This window comes from Micromonospora sp. NPDC002575 (assembly GCF_042889525.1).
Lineage (GTDB): Bacteria > Actinomycetota > Actinomycetes > Mycobacteriales > Micromonosporaceae > Micromonospora > Micromonospora carbonacea.
Genome location: NZ_JBIARA010000011.1, coordinates 40,654 through 55,571 on the forward strand (window position 1 = coordinate 40,654; position 14,918 = coordinate 55,571).

The window sequence follows — 14,918 nt, forward strand, 5'->3', positions numbered from 1 at the left end:
CCCGATGCCCACTGAGGCGGAGTTCCTCGACTACCTCCGGCGTGCCACGGCCGACCTGCGTGAGGCGCGGCGGCGGGTGCGCGAGGTGGAGGCGAAGGACCGCGAGCCGATGGCCGTCGTCGGCATGGCCTGCCGGTTCCCCGGCGGCGTACGCGGACCGGACGACCTGTGGGACCTCGTCGACGCCGGCCGCGAAGGGCTCGGCGACTTCCCCACCGACCGGGGCTGGGACCTGGAGCGGCTGTTCCACGTCGACCCGGACAACCCGGGCACCTCGTACACCGACCAGGGCGGGTTCCTCTACGACGCCACCGAGTTCGACCCCGCGTTCTTCGGCATCAGCCCCCGCGAGGCGCTTGCCATGGACCCGCAGCAGCGGCTGCTGCTGGAGAGCGCGTGGGAGGCGTTCGAGTCCGCCGACCTGGACCCGCAGCGGCTGCGCGGCAGCCGCACCGGCGTGTTCGCCGGCGTGATGTACCACGACTACGCCTCCCGGGTGCTGGACCTGCCCGAGGGCGTCGAGGGCTACCTCGGCACCGGCAACTCCGGCAGCCTCGTCTCCGGCCGGGTCGCCTACACGTACGGCCTCGAGGGGCCGGCCGTCACCGTCGACACCGCCTGCTCGTCGTCGCTGGTCGCCGTGCACCTCGCCGTGCAGGCGCTGCGCCAGCGCGACTGCGACCTGGCCCTGGCCGGCGGCGTCACCGTGCTGTCCACCCCCGGCGTGTTCGCCGAGTTCTCCCGGCAGCGCGGCCTCGCCCCGGACGGGCGGTGCAAGTCGTTCGCCGCCGCCGCCGACGGCACCGGCTGGGCCGAGGGCGTCGGCGTGCTGCTGCTCCAGCGGCTCTCCGACGCCCAGCGCGACGGCCGCCGCGTCTACGCGGTGATCCGGGGCAGCGCCGTCAACCAGGACGGGGCCAGCAGCGGCCTCACCACCCCCAACGGCCCCTCCCAGGAGCGGGTCATCCGGCAGGCCCTCGCCAACGCCCGGCTCGCCCCCGCCGACGTGGACGCCGTCGAGGCGCACGGCACCGGCACCACCCTCGGCGATCCGATCGAGGCGCAGGCGCTGCTCGCCACGTACGGGCAGGACCGGGCGGGGGCGGAGCCGCTGTGGCTCGGCTCGGTCAAGTCCAACCTCGGCCACACCCAGGCCGCCGCCGGCGTCGCCGGGTTGATCAAGATGGTGCAGGCGCTGCGGCACGGCCGGCTCCCCGCCACCCTGCACGTCGACGCGCCGTCGACGCACATCGACTGGTCGGCCGGGGCCGTGTCGCTGCTCACCGAGCCCCGCCCCTGGCCGCAGGTGGACCGCCCCCGCCGCGCCGCCGTGTCCTCGTTCGGCATCTCCGGCACCAACGCCCACGTCATCCTCGAACAGGCCCCCGCCGCCGAGGAGCCCGACCAGGGCGCGCCGGCCGCCGTCCCGCCGCTGTCGCCCGTGCCGCTGTCGCCCGTGCTGCTGTCGGCCCGCAGCGCCGAGTCCCTCGCCGCGCTGGCCCGCCGCTGGGCCGACCACGTCGACGCCGACCCCGACGCCCGCCCCGTCGACGTCGCCGCGTCCTCGCTGCGCCGCGGCGGGCTGGACCGGCGGGCCGTCGTCCTCGCCGCCGACCGCGCCGAGCTGCTCGCCGGGCTGCGCGCCCTCGCCGCCGACGAACCGGCCGCGCCGGTCGTCACCGGCGTCGCCGCGCCCCGGGGCCGGGTCGCGTTCCTGTTCTCCGGGCAGGGCGCGCAGCGCCCCGGCATGGGCCGCGAGCTGGCCGAGGCGTTCCCGGTGTTCGCCGCCGCGCTCGACGAGGTGTGCGCCGCGCTCGACCCGCACCTGCCCCGGCCGCTGCGCGAGGTCATGTTCGCCGCCGCCGGCACGCCCGAGGCCGACCTGCTGCACCAGACCGTGTTCACCCAGGCCGGCCTGTTCGCCGTCGAGGTGGCGCTGTTCCGGCTCGCCGGGTCGTTCGGGCTCGTCCCCGACCTCCTCGTCGGCCACTCCATCGGCGAGCTGGCCGCCGCGCACGTCGCCGGGGTGCTCACCCTCGCCGACGCCGCGACGCTGGTCGCGGCCCGGGGCCGGCTCATGCAGGCGCTGCCGGCCGGCGGGGCGATGCTCGCCGTCGCCGCCGACGAGGCGTCCGTGGTCGGGTCCCTGGCCGGGGTGACCGGCCGGATCGGCATCGCCGCCGTCAACGGCCCCGCCGCCGTGGTCGTCTCCGGCGACGCCGCCGCCGTCGAGGAGGTGGCCGCCCACTGGGCCGAGCGGGGCACCCCCATCCACCGGCTGCGGGTCAGCCACGCGTTCCACAGCGAGCTGATGGACCCGATGCTCGCCGAGTTCGCCGCCGTCGCCGCCGGGCTGACGTTCCGGCCGCCCACCGTGCCGATCGTGTCGAACCTGACCGGCCGGGTCGCCGAGCCGGAGCTGCTGTGCAGCCCCGACTACTGGGTGCGGCACGTCCGCGAGGCCGTCCGCTTCGCCGACGCCGTCGACCGGCTCGCCGAGGCGGGCGTCGGCGCGTACGTCGAGCTGGGCCCCAACGGGGTGCTCACCGCGATGGCGCAGAGCTGCCTCACCGACCCGACCGCCGTGCTCGTGCCGCTGGCCCGCAAGGACCGCCCCGAGCCGCGCGCCCTGCTGGAGGCGCTGGCCCGGCTGCACGCCGACGGCCTGCCCGTCGACTGGGACGCCCTGCTCGCCGACGCCGGGGCCCGCCGGGTCGACCTGCCCACGTACGCCTTCGCGCACGAGCGGTACTGGCTGGAGCCGGTCGGCCGGATCGCCGACGTCACCGGCGTCGGCCTCGGCGCGGCCGGGCACCCGCTGCTCGGCGCGGCGGTGTCCGTGGCCGGCGAGGACATGGTGCTGCTCACCGGCCGGCTGTCCCTGGCCACCCACGGCTGGCTCGCCGACCACGCCGTCTCCGGCGTCGTCGTGGTGCCCGGCGCGGCCCTGGTCGAGCTGGTCGTGCGGGCCGGCGACGAGGTCGGCGCGGCCCGGGTGCGGGAGCTGACCGTCGCCACCCCGCTGATCCTGCCCGAGGCCGGCGGCGTCCGCGTGCAGGTGCGCGTCGGCGCGGCCGACGACGGCGGGGCCCGCGCGGTGACCGTGCACGCCCAGTCCGAGGAGGACCCGGAGGCCGGCTGGGTCCGGCACGCCGAGGGCGTCCTGGAACCGGCCGCCGACCACGAGCCCGCCCTCGGCGTGTGGCCGCCCGTCGCGGCCACCGAGGTCGACCTCGCGCAGTGGTACGACGCCCTCGCCGGGCGCGGCCTCGCGTACGGGCCCGCGTTCCGAGGGCTGCGCCGGCTGTGGACCGGCGACGGCGAGGTGTACGCCGAGGTCGCCCTGCCCGAGGAGGCGGCCGGGCAGGCCGCCGCGTTCGGCGTGCACCCGGCGCTGCTGGACGCCGCCCTGCACCCGGTGGGGGCGCTGCTCGCCGCCGCCGACGGCGGCCCCCGGGTGCCGTTCGCGTTCTCCGGCGTGCAGGTGCACGCGTCCGGCGCGACGGCGCTGCGGGTGCGGCTGACCCGCGACGGCTCTGCGGTGCGGCTCGTCGCCACCGACGGGGCGGGCGTCCCGGTGGTGTCGGTGGACTCCCTGGCGCTGCGGGAGATGACCGGCCTGACCGCCCCCGGCGTCGCCGCCCGCTCGCTGTTCGAGGTCGCCTGGCAGGTCGCCGAGGTGCCGGCCGCCGAGGAGCCCACTGGCTGGGCGCTGCTCGCCGCCGCCGGGGCCGCCCCGGCGTGCGCCGTCGACCTGCCCGTCTTCGGTGACGTGGCGGCGGTGCTGGCCGCCGCCGGCGAGGCGGGGGAGGGGCTGCCGCGCGCCCTCGTGCTCCCCGTGCCCGCCGCTGCTCCTCCCGCCGCCGGCCTTCCCGCCGGCACCGCGCCCGCGGGCCTTCCCGACGCCGTCCGGGCGGTCACGGCCGACGTGCTCGGCGTGGTCCAGGCGTGGCTGGCCGCCGACGCGCTGGCCGACACCCGGCTGGTCGTGCTGACCCGGGGCGCGGTGGCCACCCGCGACGACGACCCCGTCACCGATCTCGCCGGGGCCGCCGTGTGGGGCCTGCTGCGCTCGGCGCAGTCCGAGCACCCCGACCGGATCGTCCTCGCCGACCTGGCCGCCGGCCCCGACGCCGCCGATGTCGACGCCGGCGTGCTGGCGGTGCTCGCCGGGGTGGCCGACGACCCCGCCGGCACCGGCGGGCAGGTGGCGCTGCGCGGCGACGCCGTGCTCACCCCGCGCCTCGTGCGCGCCGCCGCCCCGACCGGGGACGCCCCCGCCCTCGGCGACGGCACCGTCCTGGTCACCGGCGGCACCGGCGCGCTCGGCGCGCTCGTCGCCGAGCACCTCGTCACCGCGTACGGGGCCCGGTCGCTGCTGCTGGCGTCCCGGCAGGGCCCGGCCGCCCCCGGCGCGGACGCGCTGGCGCGGCGGCTCGCCGACCTGGGCGCCCGCGTCGAGGTGGTCGCCGCCGACGTCACCGACCCCGACCGGGTGGCCGCCCTGGTCGCCGGGGTCACCGGCCGGCTGGCCGGCGTCGTGCACACCGCCGGCGTCCTCGACGACGGCGTGGTCACCGCGATCAGCCCCGAGCGGCTGGCCGGGGTGCTCGCCCCGAAGGCCGCCGCCGCGTGGCACCTGCACGAGGCGACCGCCGGGCGGGACCTCGACCTCTTCGTCGTGTACTCCTCCGTCGCCGGGGTGCTCGGCTCGCCCGGCCAGGCCGCGTACGCGGCGGCGAACACGTTCCTGGACGCCCTCGCCGCGTACCGCCGGCAGGCCGGCCTGCCCGCCGCGAGCCTCGCCTGGGGCATGTGGGACACCGCCGGGATGGCCGCGACGGTCGGCGACGCCGACCGGGCCCGCTCGGCCCGCGCCGGCATCTCGCCGATGGGCGCCGACACCGGCCTCGAACTGTTCGACGCGGCCCTCGCCGCCGGGCGGCCCGCCCTCGTGCCGGCCGTGCTCGACGTGCCGGCCATGCGGGCCCGGGTCGCCGCCGGCCGGGTGCCGTCGCTGCTGCGGGTGCTGCTCGGCGCGGTGACCGCCCGCCGGCAGGCCGGCCACGGCAACTGGGCCGACCGGATCGCCGGCCTCGACCCGCAGGACGCCCGTGACCAGGTCGACGCCCTCGTCCGGGGCCTCGTCGCGCAGGTCCTCGGGCACGGCGGCGCGGACGCCGTGCCGGCGGACCGGGCGTTCCGGGAGCTGGGTTTCGACTCGTTGACGGCGGTGGACCTGCGCAACCGGGTCAACGCGGCCACCGGGCTGCGGCTGGCGTCCACGCTGGTGTTCGACTACCCGACCCCGCGCATCCTCGCCGGCCAGGTGTACGCGGAACTCGCCGGCAACCGGGCCGCCACCGTCGCCCCCGCCGAGGCGACCACCGCCACCGGCCTCGACGACCCGATCGCGATCGTGGGCCTGGCCTGCCGCTTCCCCGGCGGCGCGGACAACCCGGACCAACTGTGGGAGCTGCTGGCCACCGGCGGCGACGGGATCAGCGAGTTCCCCGCCGACCGGGGCTGGGACCTCGACACCCTGTTCGACCCCGACCCGGCCAACAGCGGCACCTCGTACACCCGGCACGGCGGCTTCCTCTACGGGGCGGCGGAGTTCGACCCCGGGTTCTTCGGCATCAGCCCCCGCGAGGCCCTGGCGATGGACCCGCAGCAGCGGCTGCTGCTGGAGGCGTCGTGGGAGGCGTTCGAGTCCGCCGGCCTCGACCCGCACCGGCTGCGCGGCAGCCGCACGGGCGTCTTCGCCGGCGTCATGTACCACGACTACGCCTCCCGGCTGATGGACCTGCCCGCCGAGGTGGAGGGCTACATCGGCACCGGCACCTCCGGCAGCGTGCTGTCGGGGCGGGTCGCCTACACGTTCGGCCTGGAGGGGCCGGCGGTCACGGTGGACACGGCGTGCTCGTCGTCGCTGGTGGCGCTGCACCTGGCCGCGCAGGCGCTGCGGTCCGGCGAGTGCGACCTGGCCCTCGCGGGCGGCGTGACCGTGATGGCCACCCCGGGGACGTTCGTCGAGTTCTCCCGGCAGCGGGGGTTGTCGGCCGACGGGCGGTGCAAGTCGTTCGCCGCCGCCGCCGACGGCACCGGCTGGGGCGAGGGCGTCGGCATGCTGCTCGTGCAGCGGCTCTCCGACGCGCAGCGCGACGGCCGGCGGGTCTACGCGATCGTGCGCGGCACCGCCGTGAACCAGGACGGCGCGTCCAACGGGCTCACCGCCCCGAACGGGCCGTCGCAGCAGCGGGTGATCCGGCAGGCCCTGGCCAACGCCCGCCTGACCCCGGCCGACGTGGACGCCGTCGAGGCGCACGGCACCGGCACCACCCTCGGCGACCCGATCGAGGCGCAGGCGCTGCTGGCCACGTACGGGCAGGACCGGCCCGCCGACCGGCCGCTGCTGCTCGGCTCGATCAAGTCGAACATCGGGCACACCCAGGCCGCCGCCGGCGTCGCCGGGGTGATCAAGATGGTGCTCGCGCTGCGGCACGGGCTCGTCCCGCCCACCCTGCACGTCGACGAGCCGTCCCCGCACATCGACTGGACCGCCGGGGCCGTGACCCTGGCCACGCGGGCGACCCCGTGGCCGGCGGTCGACCGGCCCCGCCGCGCCGCCGTGTCCTCCTTCGGCATCAGCGGCACCAACGCCCACGTCGTCCTCGAACAGGCCCCCGAGCCGGCCGTCGCCGCCGAGTCCCGGCCCGGCGTCGCCGCCGACGCCGGCCTCGTGCCGTTCGTGCTCTCCGCCGCCGACCGGGCCGCGCTGCGGGAACAGGCCGCCCGGCTGCGCGCGCACCTCGCCGCCCACCCCGAGGTCGAGCCGGCGGAGGTCGGCCACGCCCTCGCCACCACCCGGGCGGCGTTCGCCCACCGGGCCGTCGTGCTCGGCCAGGACCGGGCCGAGCTGACCCAGGGCCTCACCGCCCTGGTCGACGGCGAGACCGTCGCGGGCGTCGTCACCGGCACGGCGCTGCGCAACACCGCCCCCGTCTTCGTCTTCTCCGGCCACGGCTCCCAGTGGCCCGGGATGGCCGTCGACCTGCTCGACAGCTCCCCGGTGTTCGCCGCGTCCATCGCCGAGTGCGAGGCCGTCCTCGCCCCCTGGGTGGACTGGTCCCTCACCGGCGTGCTGCGCGGGGCCGAGGACGCCCCGCCGCTGGTCGCCTCCGGCGTCGTGCAGCCCGCCCTGTGGGCCGTGATGGTCTCCCTGGCCCGGCTGTGGCGCTCGCTCGGCGTCCGCCCCGGCGGGGTCGTCGGCCACTCCCAGGGCGAGATCGCCGCGGCCTGCGTCGCCGGGGCCCTCACCCTGGAGGACGCCGCCAAGATCGTCGCCCTGCGCAGCCAGGTGCTCGTCGACATCGCCGGCCGGGGCGGCATGGTCTCCGTGGCCCTGCCCGCCGACCGGGCCCGCGACCTGCTCAAGCGGTGGGCCGGCCGGCTCTCCGTCGCCGTGGTCAACGGCCCCGGGTCGGTCGTGGTGGCCGGCGACGTCGACGACCTCGCCGACCTCGTCGCCGCCTGCGCCGCCGAGGGCGTGCGCACCCGAGGCATCGACGTCGAGTACGCCTCCCACTCCCCGCAGGTCGAGGCGGTCGCCGACCGGCTCCTGGCCAGCCTCGACGGGATCACCCCCCGCCCCGCCGAGCTGCCGTTCTATTCCGCGCTCACCGGCGAGCAGGCCGACACCACCACCCTCGACGCCGGCTACTGGTACCGCAACCTGCGCGAGACCGTGAACTTCGAGCAGACCGTACGCAACCTGCTCGCCGACGGCCACCAGGTCTTCCTGGAGGTCGGCCCGCACCCGGTGCTCAGCTTCGGCATGCAGGAGACCATCGACGCCGCCGAGCACGAGGCGGCCGTGGTCAACACCCTGCGCCGGGGCGCCGGCGGCTGGCAGCGGATCCTCACTGCCCTGGCCGAGCTGCACGTGCGCGGCGTCGAGGCCGACTGGAACGCCGTCTGCGGCGTGCGCACCGGCCCGGCGTTGCCGCTGCCCACGTACGCCTTCCACCGGCAGCGCTACTGGCCGGAGGCCCCCGTACGCACCGGGTCGGCCGCCGCCGCCGAGGACCCCGCCGACCGGCAGTTCTGGGACGCCGTCGAACGCGCCGACGCCGACGCCCTCGCCGCCGCCATGCGCATCGACACCGCCGGCGCCCGCGCGCTCGGCGAGGCCCTGCCGCTGCTGTCCTCGTGGCGGCAGCGCCGCCGCGACGAGTCCACCGTGGACGCCTGGCGCTACCGGGTGCAGTGGACGCCGCTCACCGCCGCCGCCAGCGCCGCCCTCGGCGGGACCTGGCTGCTCGTCGCCCCCGCCGCGTACGCCGGCCAGCCCATCGTCGGGCAGGTCGTGCAGGCCCTCGGCGAGGCCGGGGCGGACGTGACCCCGCTGGCCGTCGCCGACGCCGACCGGGCGGCCCTGGCCGCGCGCCTCGCCGACGTCGACGCCGCCGCCGTCACCGGCGTGCTGTCGCTGCTCGCCCTCGACGAGACTCCCCACCCGCAGCGGCCCGTCGTCCCCGCCGGCCTCGCCGGCACCCTCGCCCTCGTGCAGGCCCTCGGCGACGCCGGCATCACCGCTCCGCTGTGGTGCGCCACCGGCGGCGCGGTCTCCACCGGCCGCGCCGACCCCCTCGACCACCCCCGGCAGGCCCTCGTCTGGGGCCTCGGCCGGGTCGCCGCCCTGGAACACGCCGACCGGTGGGGCGGCCTCGTCGACCTGCCCGCGAAGCTGGACCGGCGCGCCCGGGGCCGGCTCGCCGCCGTCCTGGCCGGCGTCGGCCACGAGGACCAGGTCGCCGTGCGCACCTCCGGCCTGTTCGCCCGCCGGCTCGCCCGCGCCGCCGCCGAACCCGCCCCGCAGCGGCCCGGCTGGCGGCCCGCCGGCACCGTCCTGGTCACCGGCGGCCTCGGCTCCCTCGGCGCGCACGTGGCCCGCTGGCTGGCCCGCGAGGGCGCCTCGCACGTGGTGCTCACCAGCCGGCAGGGCCCGGCGGCGGCCGGCGCGGCCGAGCTGGAGACCGAGCTGACCGGCCTCGGCGCGACCGTCACCGTCGCGGCCTGCGACGTGGCCGACGCCGACTCGCTGCGCGCCCTCGTCGGCCGGCTCGCCGCCGACGGCGTCACCGTCGACGCCGTGTTCCACGCCGCCGGGGTGGCCCACGCCGGCCCGCTCGCCGGCACCGACGTCGCCGAGCTGGCCGACGGCCTGCACGCCAAGGTCGCCGGCGCGGCCAACCTCGACGAGGTCTTCGGCGGCGACGTGTCCGCGTTCGTGCTCTTCTCCTCCGGCGCGGGCGTGTGGGGCGGCGGCCTCCAGGGCGGCTACGCCGCCGGCAACGCGTTCCTCGACGCCCTCGCCGAGGACCGCCGCCGCCGGGGCCTCGCCGCCACCGCCGTCGCCTGGGGCGCGTGGGACGGCGGCGGGATGTTGGAGACCGACGGCGCCGCCGACCAGATGTTCCGTTCCGGGGTCCGGCCGATGCGCCCCGACCTGGCCGTGGCCGTGCTCGCCCGCGCCCTCGCCGACGACGACACCACCCTCACCGTCGCCGACATCGCCTGGGACCGGTTCCACCAGACGTTCGCGATGACCCGCCCTCGGCCGCTGATCGAGGACATCCCCGAGGTGGCCCGCATCCTCGCCGCCCGCACCCGCGACGACGACGAGCCGGCCGAGGCGTCCCCGCTGCGCGGCCGGCTCGCCGGCCTCGCCGAGCCGGAACGCCGCCGCACCCTGCTGGAGCTGGTGCGGGTGCACGCCGCCGCCGTGCTCGGGCACGCCTCCGCCGAGGCGATCGGCGCGGACCGGCCGTTCCGGGAGATCGGCTTCGACTCGCTCAGCGCCGTGGAGATGCGCAACCGGCTCGGCGAGGCCGTCGGCCTGCGGCTGCCCGCCACCCTCGTCTTCGACCGGCCCACCCCGACGCTGCTCGCCGGCTGGCTGGCCGACCGCATCCTCGGCGTCACCGAGCAGGCCGCCGCGCCCACCCGGGCCGCCGCCGCCCTCGACGAGCCCATCGCCATCGTCGCGATGAGCTGCCGCTACCCCGGCGGCGTCGCCAGCCCCGAGGACCTGTGGCGGCTCGTCGCCGACGGCCGCGACGCCATCGCCGGGTTTCCCGCCGACCGGGGCTGGGACCTCGACGCCATCTACGACCCCGACCCCGACACCCCCGGCACCTCGTACGTGCGCGAGGGCGGCTTCGTCGCCGACGTCGCCGGATTCGACGCCGCGCTGTTCGGCATCTCCCCGCGCGAGGCGCTGGTGATGGACCCGCAGCAGCGGCTGCTGCTGGAGACCGGCTGGGAGCTGTTCGAACGCGCCGGCATCGCCCCCGCCGACCTGCGGGACAGCAACACCGGCGTCTTCGTCGGCACCAACGGCCAGGACTACGCCACGCTGCTGATGGCCGCCCGCGCCGAGACCGAGGGCTACCAGGCCACCGGCAACGTGGCGGCCGTCGTCTCCGGGCGGCTCTCCTACACCTTCGGCCTCCAGGGCCCGTCCGTCTCCGTCGACACCGCCTGCTCGTCGTCGCTGGTGGCGCTGCACCTGGCCGTGCAGTCGCTGCGCTCCGGCGAGTGCGACGCGGCCGTCGCCGGCGGCGTCACCGTGATGGCCACCCCCGGCCCGTTCCTGGAGTTCGCCCGGCAACGCGGCCTCGCCGCCGACGGCCGGTGCAAGTCGTTCGCCGGGGCCGCCGACGGCACCGGCTGGGGCGAGGGTGCCGGGCTGCTGCTGCTCCAGCGGCTCTCCGACGCCCGCCGCGACGGCCGCCGGGTCCTCGCCGTGGTGCGCGGCTCCGCCACCAACTCCGACGGCGCGTCCAACGGGCTCACCGCCCCCAACGGCCCCGCCCAGCAGCGGGTCATCCAGCAGGCCCTGGCCAACGCGCGGCTCACCGCCGCCGACGTGGACGCCGTCGACGGCCACGGCACCGGCACCCGCCTCGGCGACCCGATCGAGGCGCAGGCGCTGCTGGCCACGTACGGGCAGGGCCGGCCCGCCGACCGGCCGCTGCTGCTCGGCTCGATCAAGTCGAACATCGGCCACACCCAGGCCGCCGCCGGGGTGTCCGGCGTCATCAAGATGGTGATGGCGCTCCAGCACGACCTGCTGCCGCCCACCCTGCACGTCGACGAGCCCACCCCGCACGTCGACTGGGCGGCCGGCGCGGTCGCGCTGCTCGCCGAGCCCACCCCGTGGCCCGCCGTGGACCGGCCCCGCCGGGCGGCCGTGTCGGCGTTCGGCGTCAGCGGCACCAACGCCCACGTCATCCTCGAACAGGCCCCACCCGCCGACGACCGGCCGCAGCCGCAGGCCGGCGACGCGCAGCCGCCCGCGCCGCCGCTGCTGCCCTGGGCGGTCTCCGGCGACGACGCCGACGGGCTGGCCGCCCAGGCCGCCCGCCTCGCCGACTGGGCCGAGGCCACCGCCGCCGGCACCCGGGCCGCCACCGCCGACGCCGCAACCACCACCGACGCCGCCGTCGCCCGGGTGCTCGCCACCGGCCGCTCCCACCTGCGGCACCGGGCCGTGCTGCTCGCCGCCGACCGCGACGCGTACGTGGCCGGGCTGCGGGCCCTCGCCGCCGGCCAGCACCACCCGACCCTCACCCGGGACGTCGCCGAGCCCGGCGGCACCCTCGCCGTCCTCTTCTCCGGCCAGGGCGCCCAGCACGCCGGCATGGGCCGCGAGCTGTACCGGACGTTCCCCGCCTTCGCCGAGGCCCTCGACGAGGTCTGCCAGCACCTCGACGCGCACCTGCCCCGCCCGCTCAAGGCGGTGCTGTTCGCCGCCGACGGCAGCGCCGAGGCCGACCTGATCCACCAGACCGTCTTCACCCAGGCCGGCCTGTTCGCCGTCGAGGTGGCCCTGCACCGGCTCCTCGCCGGCTGGGGCATCGTCCCCGACCTCGTCGCCGGGCACTCCGTCGGCGAGATCACCGCCGCCCACGTCGCCGGGGTGCTCAGCCTCCCCGACGCCTGCGCGCTCGTCGGCAACCGGGGCCGGCTCATGCAGGCCCTCCCGGCCGGCGGCGGCATGCTCGCCGTCGCCGCGCCCGAGGCCGACGTCGCCGCCACCCTGGCCCCGTACGCCGGCCGGGTCGCCGTCGCCGCCGTCAACGGCCCGGCCGCCGTGGTCGTCTCCGGCGACGGCGACGCCCTCGCCGAGCTGGCCGACCACTTCGCCGCCCTCGGCGTACGCACCAAGCGGCTCACCGTCAGCCACGCCTTCCACAGCCCGCTGATGGAGCCGATGCTCGCCGAGTTCGCCGCCGTCGCCGCCGGCATCGACTACGCCCCGCCGACCGTGCCGCTCGTGTCCAACCTGACCGGCCGGGTCGCCGACCCCGAGCTGATCTGCACCCCCGACTACTGGGTGCGGCACGTGCGCGACGCCGTCCGGTTCGCCGACACCGTCGCCCACCTGCACTCCCTCGGCGTCTCCACGCTGCTGGAGGTCGGCCCCGACACCGTGCTCACCGCCCTGGCCGCCGACGCGCTGCCCGACGCCGGCCGCACCCTCGTCACCGGCGTCCAGCGGCCCGGCCGGGGCGAGGCCGAGGCGCTGCTCGGCGCGCTGGCCCGGCTGCACTGCCACGGCGTACGGGTCGACTGGGCGGCGCTGCTGCCCGCCGCCGACCCGGTCACCCCGCCCACGTACGCCTTCCGGCACCAGCGGTACTGGCCAATCGGCGACGGCGACGTGCTGCGCACCGCCGAGCCGGCCGCCCCCGTCGCCGGTCCCGCCGACGAGGCGTTCTGGCAGGCCGTGGCCGACGCCGACGGCGATGCCCTCGCCACCCGCTTCGGCGTCGACCCGGACCGGCCGCTGCGCGACCAACTGCCCACCCTCGCCCACTGGCACCGGCAACGGCAGACCGACGCGCTCGTCGACGGCTGGCGCTACCGCATCACCTGGCCGCAGCGCCGCCTCACCGCCGGCCCCGCCACGGGGGAGTGGCTGCTGGTCGTCTCCACCCCCCCGGGCACCGACGCCGCCGACCGGATCGGCGCGCTGCTCGCCGCGCACGGCGGCACCGTGCGGACCGTCGCCGTCGACCCCGCCACGGTCACCCGCGCCGAGCTGGCCGGGCTGCTCGCCCCGGCGGCCGGCGCGGCCACCCGCACCGTGTCGCTGCTGGCCCTCGACGAGCGGCCCCACCCCCGCCACCCGGCCGTGCCCGCCGGGCTCACCGGCAACCTCGCCCTCGTCCAGGCCGTCACCGACGCCGCCCCCACCGGGCCGCTGTGGCTGCTCACCCGGCAGGCCGTCAGCACCGGCCCCGGCGACCCGATCGCCCACCCCGCCCAGGCCACCACCTGGGGACTCGGCCTGGTCACCGCCCTGGAACACCCCGCCCACTGGGGCGGCCTGCTCGACCTGCCGGCCGAGCTGGACCCGGCCGCCGGGGAACACCTGCTGCGGGCGCTGACCAACACCGACGCCGAGGACCAGATCGCGGTGCGTCCCCTCGGCAGCCACCTGCGCCGCCTCGCCCGCGCCGCCCGCGCCGAGCGGCCCGACGCCCCCGCCTGGCAGCCGCCGGACACCGTGCTGATCACCGGCGGCACCGGCGCGATCGGCTCGTACGCCGCCGCCTGGCTGGCCCGGCACGGCGCGCGCCGGCTCATCCTGGTCAGCCGGCGCGGCCCCGACGCCCCCGGCGTCGCCGCCACCCTCGCCGAGCTGGCCGACCTCGGCGCGCACGCCCGCGCCGTGGCCTGCGACCTGGCCGACCGCGACGCCGTCGCCGCCCTCGTCGCCGGCCTGCGCCGCGACGGCGAGACCGTACGCGCCGTCGTGCACGCCGCCGGCGTCGGCCGGCTCAACCCGGTCAGCGTCGTCGACGCCGACGAACTCGCCGACGTCGTCGCCGGCAAGACCGCCGGGGCCCGTCACCTCGACGAGTTCCTCGACCCCGACGACCTGGAACTGGTCGTCTACTTCTCGTCCATCGCCGCCGCGTGGGGCGTCGGCGACCACGGCGCGTACGCCGCCGGCAACGCCTTCCTCGACGCGTGGGCGCAGTCCCGGCCCGCCGGCCGGGCCCGGGTCGTCTCCGTCAACTGGGGACCGTGGGCCGGCGGCGGCATGGTCAGCGACGACCACGCCGTCGCGATGAGCCGCCGGGGCGTGTCCCTGCTCGACCGGGAACCCGCGATGGCCGCCCTGCGCGCCGCGATCACCGGCGACGGCACCGTGCTCACCGTCGCCGACGTCGACTGGGCCCGCTTCGCCCCCGTCTTCGCCTCCGCCCGGCCCCGGCCCCTGATCGGCGACCTGCCCGAGGTGGCGGCCCAGCGCGCCGGCGTCGACCCGGCCGCCGACGGCGGCGACGAGGTCCGCACCGGGCTGCGCAAGCGGCTCGCCGACCTCACCGCCGCCGAGCAGAACCGGCTGCTGGTCGACCTGATCCGCACCGCCGCCGCCGAGGTCATCGGCCACGACAGCCCGTACGCCCTGGAGGCCGACCGGCCGTTCCGGGACCTCGGCTTCGACTCGCTGACCGCCGTGGAGCTGCGCGGCCGGCTCGCCAGGGAGACCGGCCTCAACCCGGCCAGCTCGGTGGTGTTCGACTACCCGACCCCGCAGGCCCTCGCCGAGCACCTGCGCGGCGAACTGGTCAGCGAGGCGTCGGTGCAGGCGCTGCCGACGGTCGAGGAACTCGACGAGCTGGAGGCCGCCCTCGTCCGGCGCGACACCGACGACCTGGGTCGGGTCCGGGTCACCATGCGGCTACACCGGCTGCTGGAACGCCTCGGCGTCGCCGACCGGGGCGTCGGGGAGCGGCCCGACGAGGCCGCCGAGGTGGCCGACCGGCTGCGCGTCGCCAGCAACCAGGAGCTTTTCGATCTTGTCGACCGGGACCTCGGGCTTTCCTGAGTCACGC

1 protein-coding gene is annotated in these 14,918 nt (G+C 78.0%); it reads left to right on the top strand.

The annotated features are described in order from the left end of the window. Nucleotides 1–4: 4 nt before the first annotated feature. Nucleotides 5–14,911: a type I polyketide synthase gene (locus ACFYWL_RS17970; protein WP_386973848.1), complete on the top strand. Its 14,907-nt coding sequence runs from the start codon at nt 5–7 to the stop codon at nt 14,909–14,911. Nucleotides 14,912–14,918: the final 7 nt, after the last annotated feature.